We start from the raw sequence: 17,833 nt of genomic DNA, 5'->3' as shown, positions 1-17,833 counted from the left end.
TTCACCTCAGCCTCTCACCCAAATGAGGCAACACCGCGGAAGTCGTCCTATCAAATCGTCGAGGACGAGCTCGACGACAGCAATATGGACGTGGCGCTCGCAGCGCTGATCGATCAGATCGAACGGCCGGCGCGGACGCCGCCATCGCGGTTCCCCTCGCTTGCGCGCGTGACGACGGCGCGTCAGGCGCCGCACATCCCGGTATATGAGCGACCGCCTTATTTCGACATCGACCCGCGCCTGCCTGAACCGCGCAATCTCGATGCGCGCCCGGTCGAGGTCGAGCCGCGGCGGATGCCGAACGACGAGCCCGCCGAGCGGATCGTGCCCGAGGACGAGTTGTCCGAGCTGCGCAAGGATCTGATGAGCGCGATCTCGGCGCGGCTCGGCTCGCCCGAAGATCATCTGGCGACGATCCGCAATCTCTTGCGGTCGGTGAAGTGATGTGGGGCCGCAGCAATATCGGCAAGACCGTCGAGGAATTGACCGATCATCTGCGGCTGGTCGATCACGTGCGCGCGCTGCAGGACGGCCAGAAGGAGATCGCCGAGGCGATCCGCGCCGTGAACAGCCGCCTGACCTCCATCGAGGCCGAGTTCAGGGTGCTGAAGGCGGAGACGCAGCGCGACGCGCTGCGCGAGGTGCAGCACGCGGTGACGGGCGTTCAGAGCTCGATGCATGACGAGCTGACGCGCATGGCCACGCGACTCGCGGTGCTGGAGCAGGCGTTGCGGCGCGAGGCCGCGCGGCAGCAGGCGCCGACGGCCGCGCCACGCGCTCCCGCTACGCCGCCGCGCCCTGACGGCGCGCGCTGAGCGCATGGATGACGCCGCTGCGCTCGACGGAGGTGTCGGGGCGAAATGCTGCCGCAAACCCGTCGTCAACCATGCAAGCAGGACGACCGCGCCGACTCACGGAAATGCAACCCGAACGTGTTTTGCTCGCACGTTCAGCTCTTGGCGTGACCGGGGGATGATGTAGGTTGGCGGGAGAGAAACGACTCGATCGTCACCGCCGGCGGCCGACGCACATGCATGAGGGCTCTATGACCGACCATCTGATCGTCACCGACGAGGGCGAGACGCGGACGATCAAGCTCAGGCGTCCCGAGAAGAAGAACGCGATCACGCAGGCCATGTATCTCGGCATGAGCCATGCGATCGACACCGCGCAGAACAATCCGCTGGTGCGATGCATCATCATCACCGGCGGCTCCGGCGTGTTCACCGCTGGCAACGACCTCGAGGATTTCCTGCGGGCCGGCGATGCCGGCAGCGAGGCGGCGCGCACCTCGGCCGCGACCAAATTCCTGTATTCGCTGGCCCACAACGTCAAGCCGATCATCGCCGCGGTTGACGGCGTCGCGATCGGCATCGGCACCACGATGCTGTTCCACTGCGACTATGTGCTGGCCTCGACCACGGCGACATTCTCGACGCCCTTCATCCATCTCGGCCTGGTGCCGGAGGGCGCCTCGAGCCTGCTGATGCCACAGACCATGGGCTATCAGCGCGCGTTCGCGATGCTGGTGATGGGCCGCACCATGACCGCCGCGGATGCGCATATCGCCGGCTTCGTCAACACCGTGGTGGCGCCGGGTCATACCGAGGTCGAGGCGCACAAGGTGGCGCGCGACATCGCGCGGCTGCCCGCCGAGGCGGTCGCGATCGGACGCAAGTTGATCCGCACCGCGCCGGACGAATTGACCCGCCGCATCGACCAGGAGGCCTATCTGTTCGCCGAGCGGATGACCTCGGAAGAGGCGATCGGCGCGTTCAAGGCGTTCCTGTCGCGCAAGAAGAAGAAATGACGGCGGGGCCGTCGAACGGGCATGGCGCAGTTTGATGTCATCGTGATCGGCTGCGGCGCGGTCGGCAGCGCCGCGCTGCTGCATCTCGCCAGAGCGGGAAAACGTGTGCTCGGCATCGACCGCTTCCAGCCGCCGCACAAATTCGGCTCGACCCATGGCGAGACCCGCATCACCCGCGCCGCGATCGGCGAGGGCGTCGACTACACGCCTCTGGCGCAGCGCTCGCACCAGATCTGGCGCGAGCTGGAGCGCGACACCGGCGCACATCTGTTCGCGCAATGCGGCTGCCTGTTCATTCCGAGCCAGCATGGCGGCGAGGTTCACGGCGTCTCGAGCGCGAAGTTCTTCGCCAACATCGAGACCGCCGCCCGCCTGCACGGCGTCGACGGCGAGACGATCTCGTCGGAGCGGCTGCGCGCGGACTATCCGGGCTTTGCCACCGCGCCCGGCGATCGCGGCTTTCTTGACCGCGCGGGCGGCTATCTGCTGGTCGAGGATTGCGTGCGGACCGAGCTCGCGGTCGCCGCAGGCCACGGCGCCACGCTGCTCACCGGCCGGCGGGTGACGGCATTCCACCGCGCCCGCGGCGCTCTCACGGTGACGATGGACGACGGCGCGACGGCATCTTCGACGACGCTGATCGTCACCACAGGGCCGTGGATCACCGAGTTGATCGCGCCGCTGCAGCGGCGCGTGACCATCACGCGGCAGGTGCTGTACTGGTTCGAGGTGCTGTCCCACCCCGAACGTTTCGGCCCGGATGCGCCGGTCTTCATCTGGGACGTCAGCGGCCGCGGACGCGCGGCGTCCGACATCTACGGCTTCCCCTGGCTCGGCTCGCCTGCGAAGGGCGTGAAGATCGCCAATGAGGTGCTGACGGGCGAGACCGATCCGGACCGCGTCGCGCGTGATGTCACGGCCAGCGAGATCGAGGAGACCTACGAGACCTATGTCCGCCCGTTCGTGCCGGATCTCGGACCGCGCTGCCTGCGCAGCGAGGTCTGCCTCTACACCAACGCGACCGGCGGCCGTTTCGTCATCGACCGCGATCCGGGCGACACCAACGTGATCTACGCCTCGGCCTGCTCCGGCCATGGCTTTAAACATTCGCCGGCCGTAGGCGAGGCGCTCGCGGCGATGGCGCTGGGGGCCACGCCTCGGGTCGATCTCTCCGGCTTCACGCTGGACCGGCTCGGCGCCTTGTGATGGCTACTTGCCGGACTGCAGCGCGGCGGTCTGCTTGGCGAGCCCTTCGTTGAACTGCGCCTCGAGCTTGTCGAGATAGGCGTTGAACTCGCCCGGCTTCACGAACGGGTTCGGCGCGCCGTCGGCGATCTTGGCGCGCTTGTCGGCCATGCCATACATCTCCGGATGCGGCGCCAGCAGCACGTCGGGATGCACCGTCTTCGCCCATGCATAGGTCTTCTTGTAGTCGTCGACGATGCCCGGATAGGTCGGCCGGCCCACGAGCTGATTCAGCGCCACGGTGGCACTGCAGAAAAAGATCACGCTGCGCGTCGCGTCGCCGTCCTTCACCTCGGTGGTCCAGCTGGTGCAGCCCGGCGAATGACCGGGCGTCTCATGCGCGGTCAGGGTGACGCCGCCGAGCGTGACTGTGTCGCCCTCGCGCACGGCGCGGTCGACCTTGACCGGCGGGAAATTCAGATAGCGTTCCTCCTCGCGGCCCGGATAGAAGCCGCCTTCGAGCAGCGGCACGTCCTTGGCGCCGGCCACCATCTGCGCGCCGGTCTCCTGCTTGATCTGCGCGAGTCCCCCGGTGTGATCGATATGAGCGTGGGTGTTGATAACGTATTTGATGTCGGCGACCTTGAAGCCGAGCTTGCCGATGCTGGTCTCGATCAGCGCTGTCGATTCCGGCATCACCGTGTCGATCAGGATGTGGCCCTGCGGCGTGGTGATCAGGTAGGACGCCAGGCCGTTGGTGCCGACGTAATAGATGTTGTCGATCACCTTGAACGGCTCGGTGGGCGTGTTCCAGGTGGCGATCACCTGCTTCATGAAGTCCGGCAGCGATTGCGCTGCAGCGGGACCGGCCGTCCAAGCCAGCGTGGCGGCGAGCAACAACATTCTTTTCATCACGACCTCCCCATTCCCGGTATTGTTGTTATGAATTTGTCTTATGTCATCGCGATCGCGACGAAGCAATCGTACGTCCTCCGCTGTCCCGCATCCTCCGCGCGCCTGCCATGCCTGACCGCACCATGAGCCGTTTCCATCGCGTCGCCGTCGCCTGTCTCTTCGCCGCTTTCGTGGCCGCGAGTCTGGCCGCCCTGCCCGTTCATGCCGAGGACGAGCCGGTGTCGTTGCGCATTCTCGCCATCAACGATTTCCACGGCAATCTGAAGCCGCCAAGCGCCGGCATTCGCGTCGCCGATCCGAACGATCCGACCAAGAGCACGCCGGTGCCGGCGGGCGGAGCAGCGCAGATGGCGAGCCTCGTCAAGCTCTTGTCCGACGGGCAGCCGAACACGATCTTCGTCGCCGCCGGCGACCTCATCGGCGCAAGCCCATTTCTGTCGGCGATGTTCCATGACGAGCCGACGATCGAATCGATGTCGCAGATGGGGCTTGCGCTGTCGGCTGTCGGCAATCACGAGTTCGACGAGGGCAAGGACGAGCTGTTGCGGATGCAGAATGGCGGCTGCCATCCGACCGATGGCTGCCGCGGGCCGCACCCCTTCACCGGCGCCAAATTCCACTATCTCGCCGCCTCCACCTATCTGAAGGGCACCGACAAGACGGTGTTTCCGCCTTACGAAATCCGCACCTTCGAGGACATCCCGGTCGCCTTCATCGGGCTGACGCTGAAGGGGACCGCCGGCATCATTTCGCCGGCGAGCTCGGCGGGCCTCGAATTCCGCAACGAGGCGGAGAGCATCAACGCGCTGATCCCCGAATTGAAGGCCAAGGGGGTGCAGGCGATCGTGGTGATGATCCACGAAGGCGGCTGGCCTTCGGGCGGCATGAACGAATGCCCCGGGCTATCCGGTCCGATCGTCGACATCGTCAAGGATCTCGATAGCGCCGTCGATATCGTCATTTCCGGCCACACGCACCAGGCCTATGTCTGCACCATCGACAAGCGGCTCGTCTCCTCGGCCGACAAGTTCGGCACGCTCGTCACCGCGATCGACGTCAAGCTCGACCGCACGACGCGCGACGTGATCAGCACCAGCGCCACCAACATCGTCGTCGACGCCACGCTGCCGAAGGATCCGACGCAGACCGCGCTGATCGACGCCTACGAGAAGCTCGCCGCGCCGCTCGCGAACCGGCCCGCGGGCAACATCACGCAGGTGCTGTCGCGGCTGCCGAATGCGGCCGGCGAAAGCGTGCTCGGCGATGTCATCGCCGACGCCCAGCTCGCGGCGACATCGCCGGCGGACAAGGGCGGCGCCGTCATCGCGATGACAAATCCCGGCGGCATCCGCACCGATCTCGCCCGGCGCGACGACGGCGCGGTCACCTTCGCCGATGTGTTTGCGAGCCAGCCGTTCCGCAACCAGCTGATGACGATCAGCCTGACGGGGGCCGACATCAGGGCCGCGCTGGAGCAGCAGTGGGCCGATCCGGCGCGGCCACGAATCCTGCAAATCTCGCGCGGCTTCTCCTATGCGTTCGACGCGAAGCAGCCGGCCGGCGCGCGCATCGATGCCGCATCGATGACGCTGAATGGCAAGCCGATCGACGCGGCGGCGCCGTACCGCGTCACGGTCAACAACTATCTCGCGCTCGGCGGAGACGGCTTCACGGCGTTCAAGAACGGCCGGGATCCGGTTGTCGGTCCTTATGATGACGAGGCGCTGTTCGCCTATCTCAAATCCAACAGCCCGCTCGCCCCGCCGCCCCGCGACCGCATTTCAAACAAGGCCCCTTGACGCCCGAACGGCGGGAAAGCCAGTCAGATCCTCCGTCATGGCTCTTTCCGAGGCTGCGTTCAGCGCATAGATTGGGCACTCCCGCAACGCGCGAGTGGCAGGGCCTGTTGAATGTCGACGCTGTATCTCTCTCATGAAGCCTGCCTCGATCACGCCACCCCGTCCGGACATCCCGAGCGCGCCGACCGGCTGCGTGCCGTCGAGGAGGCGCTGACCGAGGAGCGCTTTGCCCTGCTCGATCGCGACGAGGCGCCGGAGGCCGACATCGAGCTGCCCCTGCTCTGCCACAACGAGCATTACGTCACCGAGCTGCGCCAGATGGCTCCGACTTCAGGCATCATCTATCTCGACGGCGACACCTCGATGTCTCCGGGCACCTGGGAAGCGGTCATGCGCGGCGTCGGCGGCGCGGTGGCGGCCACCGAGTCCGTGATGTCCGGCAAGCACAGGAACGCCTTCGTTGCCGTGCGCCCGCCCGGGCATCACGCCGAGATCGCCAAGCCGATGGGGTTCTGCTTCTTCGACAATGTTGCGATCGCCGCGCGCTACGCCCAGCGCACCTTCGGGATCGAGCGCGCCGCGATCATTGATTTCGACGTCCACCACGGCAACGGCACCCAGGATATCTTCTGGGCCGACAAGAGCGTGATGTACTGCTCGACCCACCAGATGCCGCTGTTCCCGGGCACCGGGGCGCGCAGCGAGCGTGGCGAGCACGACACCATCGTCAACGCGCCGCTCGCCTCCGAGGATGGCAGCCTGGAGTTCCGCTCGGCCTTCGAGAATCTGATCCTGCCGCAACTGACCAAGTTCAGCCCGGAGCTCGTGATCATCTCGGCCGGCTTCGACGCCCACTACCGCGACCCGCTGGCATCGCTGAACCTGCGCGCCGAAGACTTCGGCTGGGTCACGCGCAAACTGATGGAGCTTGCCGACAAGACCGCGGGCGGGCGTGTCGTCTCGGTGCTGGAAGGCGGCTATGATCTTCAGGGCCTTAAGGAATCCGTCTCGGCCCATGTCGCGGCGCTGACCGGGGCGTAATCCCCAGGTTCCGGGCAATCCAACCTGGCGGGGCCTGACAGAGCTCCAGCCGGAGTGTAAAAGCACGGCCCCGGAGTTGAGTATCTGCAGGGAACCCGTATGGCGGACAACACCGTAGCCGACGTCAAGAAACTGTCGTTCGAGCGTGCGATCGAGGAATTGGAGTCGATCGTGAAGCGGCTCGAGGACGGCAAGGTGCCGCTCGAGGAATCGGTGACGATCTACGAGCGTGGCGAGGCGCTGAAGCGGCGCTGCGAGGAGCTGCTGCGTCAGGCCGAGGCCCGGGTCGAGAAAATCACCACGGATGCCAGCGGCCGGGCGACCGGCACGGCGCCGCTCGACGTCCAGTAGCGGCCGCGGCTCGGCTGGGCCGCTGGACCGGTGCAAGACAAATCCTGAGATCTATTCGCAGCTGGCGTGCTGACTCGGCCCCGCCTCGGGCGTCCGACCTCGCGGAACCGGGATTCCGCGCAACAGCCAGGAAATATTTTGGCGCGGAACCGCGCGTGACCTCGGGCGCCCGTCGATCGTGCAAATCAGCCGAAAAACGGAGCAGTCGTCCGGCGAGCGATCGAGACAGAGGCCCCACGTTGGCACGAAGGGCATGATGCGATCTCGTGAAAGCATCTTGCGCTGGCAAGACGCAGTCGTGACCGAGCGATCTCTCAGTCGGCTCTCTCCGCTGCTTCCGTTAACGCTGTCTCTCGAAACAGCGTTAACGACGGGTGTCGCAGGCGCGCGCGTGCCGGCGGCTCACGATGAGCGATCACAGCTTCGGCGATCATGATGCGCGCCCCGTGCAGCCAGCGTGAATGAGCGTCCCCCTAGTTCGTCTTTCGAACCTTTCGCGACGATCATTCGCGCAAGGGGTCTCATTGTTCAAGGCCGACGTAACGTTTCACGTCCATGACGTCTTCATGATCGGATGCGACATCCGCCTCTCACACCAACGCATGGCTCATGACGCCGAGGCCCGCCCCATAGCGCTTCTGCATCGCGGGAAAAAGCCTGGACGGGGCCGGTAACTCCGGTCTATTGCGGACCCGCCGCTGCCGTCGATTTGAGCAGCTGCGTGGAACATTCATCCCACCGTCGAGGTTGAGTTTTGACGGATTGGTACCCTTTGCGGGCTTGCCATCTTGCGCCGGGTTGGCTTTAAGACGGGCTTTGGTGTAAAGCTGCTCGGAACTGCGGTTTTTTGGAAGTGCCCATCCCTCGTTCAGGATTGGACCTAAGCGCTTGCAAAAACTGAAAGAACTGACTCGGCTGAACGACTTGGCGATCTTGGGCGACAAACGAGGACGGCAAGGCTACCAAGAGTGACTTACATCACTTAGATCGATCCAAAAGCCGGCTAGGGTCCGGACCGCGGCTTCGATCCGCGCGGATGTGACCTTCGAAATACCCGGTTTCGCCGCCCGTTACGATGAACCTCTCAGACGTCGGCCCTTGAACCCGACCTGCAAAATTGGAATGTCACCGTGACCACATTTAGTAAGACGCCGCTTCTCGACACCATCAAGACTCCGGAAGATCTGCGCCGGCTGAAGGTCGAGCAGGTCCGGCAGGTCGCTGACGAATTGCGCCAGGAGACGATCGACGCGGTTTCGGTGACCGGCGGTCATTTCGGTGCAGGGCTCGGCGTCGTCGAGCTCACCACGGCCATCCACTATGTGTTCGACACGCCGCGCGACCGTCTGATCTGGGACGTCGGCCATCAGGCCTACCCGCACAAGATCCTGACCGGGCGCCGCGACCGCATCCGCACGCTGCGCACCGGCGGCGGCCTCTCCGGTTTCACCAAGCGCGCCGAGAGCGATTACGATCCGTTCGGCGCCGCGCACTCCTCGACCTCGATCTCCGCCGGCCTGGGCATGGCGGTGGCCCGCGATCTCTCGGGCGGCAAGAACAACGTGATCGCCGTGATCGGCGACGGCGCGATGTCCGCCGGCATGGCCTATGAGGCCATGAACAACGCCGGCGCGATGAACTCCCGCCTGATCGTGATCCTCAACGACAACGACATGTCGATCGCCCCGCCGGTCGGCGCGATGTCGGCCTATCTGTCGCGGCTCTACTCGGGCAAGACCTACCGCACCCTGCGCGATGCGGCGAAGCAGCTCGGCCAGCATCTGCCGAAGGTGATCGCCAACCGCGCCAGCCGCGTCGAGGAATATTCCCGCGGCTTCATGATGGACGGCGGCACGCTGTTCGAGGAGCTCGGCTTCTATTATGTCGGCCCGATCGACGGCCACAACCTCGATCACCTGCTGCCCGTGCTGAAGAACGTCCGCGACATGGAGACCGGCCCGATCCTGGTCCACGTCGTGACCCAGAAGGGCAAGGGCTATTCGCCGGCGGAAGCCGCGGCCGACAAATATCACGCGGTCGCCAAGTTCGACATCGCCACCGGCACCCAGGCCAAGGCCAAGCCGAACGCGCCGGCCTATCAGAACGTGTTCGGACAGAGCCTGGTCAAGGAAGCCGAGAAGGACGAGAAGATCGTCGGCATCACCGCCGCGATGCCCTCGGGCACCGGCATCGACATCTTCGCCAAGGCCTTCCCGAAGCGCACCTTTGACGTCGGCATCGCCGAGCAGCACGCGGTGACCTTCGCCGCCGGTCTCGCCGCCGAGGGCTACAAGCCGTTCTGCGCGATCTACTCGACCTTCCTGCAGCGCGGCTACGACCAGATCGTCCACGACGTCTGCATCCAGTCGCTGCCGGTCCGCTTCGCGATCGACCGCGCCGGCCTGGTCGGCGCCGACGGCGCCACCCATGCCGGTTCGTTCGACAACGCCTATCTCGGCTGCCTGCCGAACATGGTGATCATGGCGGCCTCCGATGAGGCCGAGCTGGTGCACATGGTGGCGACGCAGGTCGCGATCGACGATCGTCCGAGTTCGGTGCGCTATCCCCGCGGCGAAGGCCGCGGCGTCGAGATGCCGGAAGTCGGTGTGGCCCTTCCGATCGGCAAGGGCCGCATGATCCGCCAGGGTAAGCAGGTCGCGCTGCTCTCCTTCGGCACCCGCCTCGCCGAGTGCGAGAAGGCGGCCGACGAACTCGCCGCTCATGGTCTCTCCGCTTCGATCGCCGATGCGCGCTTCATGAAGCCGCTCGACGAGGAGCTGGTGCTGAAGCTGGCACGCGACCACGAGATCCTGATCACCATCGAGGAAGGCTCGATCGGCGGCTTCGGCTCGCATGTGATGCAGTACCTGGCCGACCAGGGCATGCTCGACGGCGGCCTGAAGATGCGCTCGATGGTACTGCCCGACGAGTTCCAGGACCACGACACGCCGGCGGCGATGTACGCCCGCGCCGGCCTCGACGCCAAGGGCATCGTCCGCAAGGTGTTCGAGGTGCTCGGCAAGGACTACGCCGCAGAGGCCGTCAAGCTCGCCTGAGGCGGGGCTTGGTAGCCGACGCTGGTGACTCATGAAGATCTATCTGGCAGGTCCCGACGTGTTCCTGCCGGACGCCGTTGAGATCGGCCGGCGGAAGGCCGCGATCTGCGATCGCCACGGCTTGATCGGCCTCTATCCCCTCGACAATACCGTAGATCTCGCCGCCTCCGACGCCTCGCGCCAGATCTTCCATGGCAACGAGGCGATGATGGATGGCGCAGATGCCATCATCGCCAATCTCACGCCGTTCCGCGGGCCCGGCGCCGATGCGGGCACGGTCTATGAGCTCGGCTACATGGCCGGCACGGGCAAGCTGTGCCTCGGCTATTGCAATGATCCCACGGTCTATGCCGAGCGCGCCCGGCGCTTCACCGCGCTCAGCGAGCAGGACGACCGCCTGGTCGATGCCGAGGGGCTAACGGTCGAGGATTTCGGCCTGCCCGACAATCTGATGATGATCCACGCACTCGAGCTGCATGGCGCATCGCTGGTGCTGCCGCGGGAGCGGCCGGCGGACGTGTGGCATGATCTGGCGGCATTCGAGGAATGCGTAAGGCTCGCGGCGGAGCGGCTGGGCGCGAGATAGTAGGGTTGGCAAAGCGGCGCCGAAGGCGACGCGTGCCCACCGCCCTTCCGCGTTCTCAGCCGCGGCATGGTGGGCACGGCGCGTCAATTGCGATACGAGCTTGCGGCAGCACCGTGCTCGCGCCTTTGCCCACCCTACGATTCTCGCTGTGAGGCACGATCTCGCGACCCCCTCAGCCGTCGTCCCGGCGAAAGCCGGGACCCATAACCACAGGACGTCGTGTTGGGCAAACGCGGAGTTGCCAGCTTCCTACAAACTACGTCCTGGGGTTATGGATCCCGGGTCGGCGCTCCAACGCGCGATGCGCGTTGGAGCTTTCGCCGGGACGACACCGGAATTAGGGCGCGAGCTCCACAACTCATGACCATTGATGAGACAAATGTCCCCTCCCCGCAAACGCGCTGATATCCTCCTGGTCGAACGTGGCCTGTTCGAGAGCCGGGCGCGGGCGCAGGCGGCGATCGAGGCGGGGCTGGTGTTCGCCAATGACAAGCAGGTGGCGAAGGCCTCCGAGACCATTCCCATCGATGCCGTCGTCCAGGCCGAGCCGGCGCATCCCTGGGTGTCGCGCGGCGGGGTCAAGCTGGCGGCGGCGCTGGAGCGTTACGGCATCGAGGTCGAGGACCATGTCTGTCTCGACGTCGGCGCCTCCACCGGCGGCTTCACCGAGGCGCTGCTGGCGAACGGCGCGGCGCTGGTGTTCGCGGTCGATGTCGGCCGCGATCAGCTGCATCCGTCGCTGCGCGATCACCCGAAGATCGTCTCGATGGAGCAGACCGACATCCGCAGCTATGAGGGCAAGCGGCTGCCGCAGCGGCCTGATATCGTCGTCATCGATTGCAGCTTCATTTCGCTGAAGGCCGTGCTGCCGGTGGCGCTGACCTTGGCGGCGTCGCCCATGAGCCTGCTGGCGCTGATCAAGCCGCAATTCGAAGCCAAGGGCGCGCACGGCAAGGGCGGCATCATCAAGGATGCGGCCGTCCACCGGGCGGTGTGCGACGACATCGCCGCATTTGCAGCCTCGCTCGGCTGTAGTGACATCGAGATCTTCCCGTCATCCATCAAGGGCGGCGACGGCAACGCCGAATTCTTTCTGGGAGCCCGCCGCCATGGTTGAGCGTCTCGTCATCGACCATGTCGGCCATCGCGGCGACGGCGTATCGCTGTCCTCGGGCGAGGCACTGTACGTGCCGTATACGCTGGCTGGCGAGACCGTCGAGGCCGCGGCCATTCCCGGCCATCCCGACCGCCGCAAGCTGCTCGCGGTAGAGGCACCGAGCCCGGAGCGCATCACGCCGTTCTGCCCGCATTTCGGCGTGTGCGGCGGCTGCGCCATCCAGCACTGGTCGCCGGAGCCTTATCGGCAGTGGAAGCGCAACATCGTCGTCGAGACGCTGCGCGCCGCAAAGGTCGATTGCGAGGTGGCGCCGCTGATCGACGCCCACGGCGCCGGCCGCCGCCGCGCGACGTTCCACGCGCGGATGGGCACGCACGATATTCTCAGGGTCGGCTTCTCGGCCGCGAACAGCCACGAGATCGTCCCGATCGACCGCTGCCCGATCCTCGATCCCGCGCTCGATGGCGCGCTGGAAGCTGCGTGGGCGCTGGCGGAGGCGTTGAAGCCGACCGGCAAGCCGCTCGACATCCAGGCCACCGCGACCAGCAACGGTATCGACGTCGACATCCGCGGCTCGGGCCCGCTGCCGCCGCCGCGCATCGCGGCGCTCTCGCTGGTCGCCGAGAAGCACCGGCTGGCACGGCTGACGCGGCATGGCGAGTTGGTGCTGATGCGTAATCCGCCCGTCATGACGATGGGCACGGCGCAGGTGACGCTGCCGCCCGGCTCGTTCCTGCAGGCGACCGCGCAGGGCGAGGAGACACTGGCGCAGCTGGTGCTGGATCGCGTCGGCAAGGCGAAGCAGGTCGCCGACCTGTTCTGCGGCGTCGGCCCGTTCGCGCTGCGGCTGGCGTCGCGCGGGCGCGTCATCGCGATGGACACTGACGCCGGCTCGATCGCAGCGCTGCAGAAGGCGGCGGGGACGCCTAGCCTGAAGCCGATCAAAGCCGAGGCCCGCGACCTGTTCCGCCGCCCCCTAATGCCGCCGGAGCTGCGCGACATCGACGCCGTCGTGTTCGACCCGCCGCGCCAGGGCGCCCAGGCACAAGCGAAGCAGCTCGCCGCGAGCAAGGTGCCGGTGATCGTCGCGGTGTCGTGCAACGTCACGACTTTCGCCCGCGATGTGCGCATGCTGATCGACGGCGGCTACAAGCTCGAGACCGTGGTGCCCGTCGACCAGTTCCGCCACACGCCGCATGTGGAACTGGTCGCGAGATTGGTACGGTGAGCTGACGCCCATTCAAGTCCTTGCGAGCGCAGCGAAGCAATCGAGAGTCGTTGCTGGGCCCTGGATTGCTTCGCTGCGCTCGCAAGGACGAGGAGGCCGGATGCGTTACCGTACTACGCTGACCTTCACAGGCGCGACGCCGGTGTTGACCATGCCGAGCGCCTGGGCGGCGGAGTAGGAGACGTCGACCACGCGGCCCTGCACGAATGGGCCGCGGTCGTTGACGCGGACCACCACGGAGCGGCCGGTCCTGACGTTGGTAACCTGGAGGCGCGTGCCGAACGGCAGGCTGCGATGCGCGGCCGTCAGCTCGGAGGGATCGAAGCGCTCGCCGCTCGCGGTCTTGTGTCCTTCGGAATAATAGCTGGCGAGACCGGATGATGCCGTCTGCAGCGGCGACTGGCTGGGCTCGGCATGGCGGACGCGGACCACAGAGTCCGACGCCGTCTCCACACGCTGCGGCTGGGACCGGAATTCAACGGCGGCCTGCCTCGTGGGCGTTGTCAGACGGGCCTGCCGGACCGCCGATGATTGCGCGCAGGCGGCGACCGTCGCGGCTGCCGCGCCCACCAGCGTGAGCCTCAGGATCCGGCTGGCGAGCTCTCGGGTGCCGCCCTGCCCCACCACCATCAGAGCTTCGCGCTGCCCGGGACGTTCTGTCCGGTCGATGATACGCATGTTCTGTGCGCCTCCGCCTCAACCGCTTCATGGTCGCGGCCCAATCGCGGCGGCACGGTGGCAAAGAGCATTTCGACGCGCCGCAACTCCTGGTTTTTGGAGGATGTGTGTCCAAGGGGTCACAGATCCGGAGGATCACTGGCTAACACAGGTTATCCACACGAGCGGATGATACCTGCGCTTGTGTGGAGCTCGTGTTCGCAGGGTGTGCGGAACGACTGCCTCCGCTGAGGCCGTCATGGAGCGGCTCGAACCGACGAGCGAAACGCTAACGACCTTTACCGCCCGAGTTGCGGCAGCGGACAGCACGGCAGAACGTTACCGTCCCCACCGATCCTGCCAGATCTTCTCGCCGATCAGGCAGGACACCCGCGGCTCCTTGTTGCCGTCATCGGCCACCGGAACGATGCTGGGCGGCGGCTGGCGTCCGGCGACCTCCATCAGGAGCTTGGTGCGGATCGCCTCCTTGAACTCTTCGCGGCTCTTGATCGTGACCACGAACGAACCGCGGCCGCCGGTGACGCAATCCTTGTAGTAGAGGTCGAGGTTCTCAATATCCATGGTCGAGTAGGACGGCTCCTTGACCATGATCGGCAGGCCGTTGATCGTGATCCCCTTGTTGACGGCTTCGTCGCGGGCCATCGTCACCGGAGAGGGACCGTTGTTGTTGGGACCGTCGCCGGAGATGTCGATCACCTTGCGCAGCCCGCGATAGGGATTCTCGTCGAACAGCGGCATCGCGAAATAGATCGCGCCGGAGATCGAGGTGCGCGAGGCGCGGCGGATCGGCGTCTTCATAATCTCGGCGGCGACCGCGTCGGCGCTCTCCGGTCCATCGATGACGCGCCAGGGAATGATGATCTTCTGATCGCTCGCCGCGGCCCATTCGAAATAGGTCACCGCGATGCGGCCGTGTACGCCATTCTTCAGCGCCTGCAGGAACTCCCGCGAGCTGAGCGCCTGGGCATAGCCCTCGCGCTGGATGGCGAGCTCGTCCAGGTCCATCGAGTAGGAGACGTCGACGGCAAGGATGAGCTCGACATCGACGGACGCCTCCTTTTCACTCAGCTGCGCCGGCTGAGCCCTGGGCGCCGCCACGACGCTGGCGACATCGCCGCCCGCCAAAGCGCCCGCCACGCACGCCACCCCGATCGAGATCCACCAGCGCATCAGCTGCCCTCCAATCGCGTGACGAGATGGTGACATGCAATCCGCGTCCCGCAAAGCGCGAACGCAATCCTTCATTCACATTCCAGTTAGTCCCCGGTGTTGCCCGGAGATCGAGCAGGCGGCTGCCGCGTGCGCCCTTCGACCAATGTCGCGCAGCCCGTGGTTTCCCGGAGAGCCGAGACGCTGTATTGTGGCGGCTCCGCCGCAGCAGGAACACACGGGCGCGCCCTCCATGAACGACGCCGTCACCAAGCCGAAGACGAAGGTCCGCACCAAGGTCGAGCGCCCGCGGCTCTACAAGGTCATCCTCGTCAATGACGACTTCACGCCGCGCGACTTCGTCGTGATGATCCTGAAGGCGGAATTCCGCATGACCGAGGACCAGGCCTACAAGGTCATGATCACGGCGCATAAGCTCGGCGTCTGCGTGGTCGCCGTGTTCACCAAGGACGTGGCCGAGACCAAGGCGACGCGGGCCACCGATGCCGGCCGTGCCAAGGGCTATCCGCTGCTGTTCACCATCGAGCCGGAGGAGTGAGGCGGCGAACTAATCGCCCTCCTCGCGCAGCCCGAACACGCGCTGCTCGGTCGCGAGGCCGGCGATCGGAAAGGCGCCGAGATCCTGCCACGACTCCGGACAGGCGCCTGCGAAGGCCTCCGAGGCGACCACCGTGCGCTTGAGCCGCGCGGCGATCTTCTCCAGCCTGGCCGCGAGATTGACGGCGGGGCCGATGCAGGTGAAGTCGAGCCGCTGGCCGCCGCCGATATTGCCGTACAGCAGCCGGCCGACATGCAGCGCGACGCCGAACCGGAATCGCTCGACCGTCTCGCCGATCGGATATTCCAGAGCCGCGACCCGGACGCGGGCGGCGCGCGCCGCATCGCGCGCGCGGGCGCAGACCGCGGCCGTGTCGCCGTCCTGCTTAGGAATGGGAAACACCGCCAGCAGACCGTCCCCCATGAACTTCAGCACCTCGCCGCCATGCTCGCGGATCTCGGCGACCTGGCAATCGAAATACTGGTTGAGGATGTCGACCACGGTCTCCGGCGGCAGACGGTCCGACAGCGCCGTGAAGCCGCGCAGGTCCGACAGCCAGATCACGGCGTTCATCGTGTCGGTATGGCCGCGGCGGATCTGCCCTGCCAGGATGCGCTCGCCGGCACGGTTGCCGACATAGGTGTCGAGCAGCATCGACGCGATGCGGCGCAGTCCGATGATCTCGATGTAGCGCGACAGGGCTGGGATCAGCGACCGGATCGCGTCGACCTGGGCCTCGGTGAAGCCGCCGGGCTGTCGGGTTGTCCAGCTCGACGCATGCACGTCGCCATCCAGGAAGACGAGCGGCAGCGCCAGATAGTCCGTCACGCCCTCCTCGCGCAGATCCATCAGGATCGGAAAGGCCTCGGATGATGCGGCGAACGGATCGGCGCGGACCTCACGCCCCTGCTCGAACACCACGGAGAGCGGGCTGCGCCTGAACTCCTCAGATTCCGAAAAGCCGAAGTCAACCGAGTTGACCACGACCTCCGCGCCGGGCCGCCACAGGAAGCCGCGCCCGAAGATCTCGGGATGCAAGGTCTGCAGGAAGACGCCGACGCGCCAGAGCGGAACACCGGCCTGCGTCATGCGCTCGCACGCCTCAGCCATCATCTGCGGCGGCGTCGCGGCGGAGCGCGCGCCGTCCATCATCCAGTCGATCAGGGCCTGCAGACGGGCGGAATTGATATCGGACATCGGGCCTCGCTTTTGCGACGGTGACGCAAACGCCGTCCTTCCCTACCCCACCTGGCCGCGATGGCGCAGCAGGTGGTCGGCGAGCACGCAGGCCATCATCGCCTCGCCGACCGGCACCGCGCGGATGCCGACGCAGGGGTCGTGGCGGCCCTTGGTCAGGATCTCCGTCTCATGGCCGGCGCGGTCGACGGTCTGGCGCGGGGTGAGGATCGACGAGGTCGGCTTGACCGCGAAGCGCACCACGATCGGCTGCCCCGTGGCGATGCCGCCGAGGATGCCGCCGGCATGGTTGGACAGGAAGCGCGTGCCGTCGTTGGCCGAGCGCATCTCGTCGGCATTCGCCTCGCCGGTCAATTCCGCCGCGCCGAAGCCGGCGCCGATCTCGACGCCCTTCACGGCGTTGATGCTCATCATCGCCGCGGCGAGGTCGGCGTCCAGCTTGCCGTAGAGCGGCGCGCCGAGCCCGGCAGGCACGCCTTCGGCCGTGATCTCCAGCACCGCGCCGATCGAGGAGCCTGACTTCCTGATGCCATCGAGATAGTCCTCGAAGAACGCCGCCTTGTCCTTGTCGGGACAGAAGAACGGGTTGCGCGCGATCTCGTCCCAGTCCCACTTGTCACGGTCGATCTTGTGCGGCCCCATCTGCACCAGCGCGCCACGCACCTTTACGCCGGCGATGATCTTGCGCGCGATCGCGCCGGCCGCGACCCGCGTGGCGGTCTCGCGCGCCGAGGAGCGGCCACCGCCGCGATAGTCGCGCAGGCCGTACTTCGCCTCATAGGTGAAGTCGGCATGGCCCGGGCGAAACTTGTCCTTGATCTCGGAATAGTCCTTGGAGCGCTGGTCGGTGTTCTCGATGAGCAGCGCGATCGGCGTGCCCGTGGTGACCTGCGCGCCCGTGTCGGGATCGGCCATCACGCCGGACAGGATCTTCACCTGGTCCGGCTCCTGGCGCTGGGTGGTGAAGCGGGACTGGCCCGGCCGGCGGCGGTCGAGATCGGTCTGGATCTCCGCCGCCTCCAGCGGAATCCGCGGCGGGCAGCCGTCGACCACGCAGCCGATGGCCACGCCATGGCTCTCGCCGAAGGTGGTGACGCGGAACATGTGGCCGAAGGTGTTGAAGGACATCGACTGATCACCCAATCAGAAAACCGTCATTCCC

General features: G+C 66.3%; 17 protein-coding genes. 12 read left to right on the top strand and 5 right to left on the bottom strand.

Going from position 1 to position 17,833, the window contains the following annotated elements; translation table 11 throughout:
* The first annotated feature begins 84 nt into the window (after positions 1 to 84).
* The 4 genes from BRADO_RS10205 (at position 85) to solA (ending at position 3,016) form a co-directional block, all read left to right on the top strand.
* Entirely contained in the window at positions 85 to 444 is a 360-nt protein-coding gene (locus BRADO_RS10205) for a hypothetical protein (RefSeq protein WP_244423001.1), read from the top strand.
* Positions 444 to 815 (top strand): hypothetical protein, encoded by a 372-nt coding sequence (locus BRADO_RS10200; protein WP_041756325.1) that lies wholly within the window; start codon positions 444 to 446, stop codon positions 813 to 815. The genes BRADO_RS10205 and BRADO_RS10200 overlap by 1 nt, the downstream gene beginning before the upstream one ends.
* A 230-nt stretch (positions 816 to 1,045) precedes the next feature.
* Positions 1,046 to 1,810 carry an enoyl-CoA hydratase-related protein gene (locus BRADO_RS10195; protein WP_011925237.1) on the top strand — a complete coding sequence of 255 codons (765 nt, stop codon included), beginning with the start codon at positions 1,046 to 1,048 and terminating at the stop codon, positions 1,808 to 1,810.
* 21 nt (positions 1,811 to 1,831) lie between these two features.
* Positions 1,832 to 3,016, top strand: a complete 1,185-nt coding sequence (gene solA, locus BRADO_RS10190) for an N-methyl-L-tryptophan oxidase (RefSeq protein ID WP_011925236.1) — start codon at positions 1,832 to 1,834, stop codon at positions 3,014 to 3,016.
* Between the two features lie 3 nt (positions 3,017 to 3,019).
* Here solA and bla read toward each other — a convergent pair whose 3' ends face one another.
* Entirely contained in the window at positions 3,020 to 3,907 is an 888-nt protein-coding gene (gene bla, locus BRADO_RS10185) for a subclass B3 metallo-beta-lactamase (RefSeq protein ID WP_041756324.1), read from the bottom strand.
* Between the two features lie 125 nt (positions 3,908 to 4,032).
* Here bla and BRADO_RS10180 point away from each other — a divergent pair, with 125 nt between their 5' ends.
* The 7 genes from BRADO_RS10180 (at position 4,033) to BRADO_RS10150 (ending at position 13,088) form a co-directional block, all read left to right on the top strand.
* Positions 4,033 to 5,709, top strand: coding sequence for a bifunctional UDP-sugar hydrolase/5'-nucleotidase (locus BRADO_RS10180; protein WP_041756323.1), 1,677 nt, complete (start codon positions 4,033 to 4,035; stop codon positions 5,707 to 5,709).
* A 111-nt stretch (positions 5,710 to 5,820) separates the two neighbouring features.
* A complete protein-coding gene (locus BRADO_RS10175) occupies positions 5,821 to 6,750 on the top strand; it encodes a histone deacetylase family protein (protein WP_011925233.1) in 930 nt (309 codons plus the stop codon).
* Between the two features lie 99 nt (positions 6,751 to 6,849).
* On the top strand, positions 6,850 to 7,101 hold the full coding sequence (locus BRADO_RS10170) for an exodeoxyribonuclease VII small subunit (protein ID WP_006611439.1): 252 nt from the start codon (positions 6,850 to 6,852) through the stop codon (positions 7,099 to 7,101).
* A gap of 1,130 nt (positions 7,102 to 8,231) precedes the next feature.
* Complete coding sequence (gene dxs, locus BRADO_RS10165) at positions 8,232 to 10,157, top strand: 1-deoxy-D-xylulose-5-phosphate synthase (protein ID WP_011925232.1); 1,926 nt, start codon at positions 8,232 to 8,234, stop codon at positions 10,155 to 10,157.
* Between the two features lie 31 nt (positions 10,158 to 10,188).
* Positions 10,189 to 10,743, top strand: a complete 555-nt coding sequence (locus BRADO_RS10160; protein ID WP_011925231.1) for a nucleoside 2-deoxyribosyltransferase — start codon at positions 10,189 to 10,191, stop codon at positions 10,741 to 10,743.
* Between the two features lie 379 nt (positions 10,744 to 11,122).
* The gene (locus tag BRADO_RS10155; RefSeq protein WP_041756322.1) at positions 11,123 to 11,860 is read left to right on the top strand and encodes a TlyA family RNA methyltransferase; all 738 of its coding nucleotides are present in this window, start codon (positions 11,123 to 11,125) and stop codon (positions 11,858 to 11,860) included.
* Positions 11,853 to 13,088: a class I SAM-dependent RNA methyltransferase gene (locus BRADO_RS10150; RefSeq protein ID WP_011925229.1), complete on the top strand. Its 1,236-nt coding sequence runs from the start codon at positions 11,853 to 11,855 to the stop codon at positions 13,086 to 13,088. The genes BRADO_RS10155 and BRADO_RS10150 overlap by 8 nt, the downstream gene beginning before the upstream one ends.
* A 105-nt stretch (positions 13,089 to 13,193) precedes the next feature.
* Here BRADO_RS10150 and BRADO_RS10145 read toward each other — a convergent pair whose 3' ends face one another.
* Both BRADO_RS10145 and BRADO_RS10140 read right to left on the bottom strand, forming a co-directional pair.
* Positions 13,194 to 13,766: a septal ring lytic transglycosylase RlpA family protein gene (locus BRADO_RS10145; RefSeq protein ID WP_011925228.1), complete on the bottom strand. Its 573-nt coding sequence runs from the start codon at positions 13,764 to 13,766 to the stop codon at positions 13,194 to 13,196.
* Between the two features lie 318 nt (positions 13,767 to 14,084).
* On the bottom strand, positions 14,085 to 14,936 hold the full coding sequence (locus tag BRADO_RS10140; RefSeq protein ID WP_041756321.1) for a DUF1194 domain-containing protein: 852 nt from the start codon (positions 14,934 to 14,936) through the stop codon (positions 14,085 to 14,087).
* Between the two features lie 232 nt (positions 14,937 to 15,168).
* Between BRADO_RS10140 and clpS the strand changes: the two genes are divergently transcribed.
* On the top strand, positions 15,169 to 15,474 hold the full coding sequence (gene clpS, locus BRADO_RS10135; RefSeq protein ID WP_041756320.1) for an ATP-dependent Clp protease adapter ClpS: 306 nt from the start codon (positions 15,169 to 15,171) through the stop codon (positions 15,472 to 15,474).
* Between the two features lie 9 nt (positions 15,475 to 15,483).
* Here the strand turns inward: clpS and BRADO_RS10130 are convergent, their stop codons facing one another.
* Both BRADO_RS10130 and aroC read right to left on the bottom strand, forming a co-directional pair.
* Positions 15,484 to 16,671 (bottom strand): adenylate/guanylate cyclase domain-containing protein, encoded by a 1,188-nt coding sequence (locus BRADO_RS10130; protein ID WP_011925225.1) that lies wholly within the window; start codon positions 16,669 to 16,671, stop codon positions 15,484 to 15,486.
* Positions 16,672 to 16,713: 42 nt separating this feature from the next.
* The gene (aroC, locus tag BRADO_RS10125) at positions 16,714 to 17,799 is read right to left on the bottom strand and encodes a chorismate synthase (protein ID WP_011925224.1); all 1,086 of its coding nucleotides are present in this window, start codon (positions 17,797 to 17,799) and stop codon (positions 16,714 to 16,716) included.
* Positions 17,800 to 17,833: the final 34 nt, after the last annotated feature.

It is taken from the genome of Bradyrhizobium sp. ORS 278 (assembly GCF_000026145.1).
In the GTDB taxonomy this organism is placed as follows: Bacteria; Pseudomonadota; Alphaproteobacteria; order Rhizobiales; family Xanthobacteraceae; genus Bradyrhizobium.
This window is presented reverse-complemented; position numbering and strand designations above follow the sequence as displayed.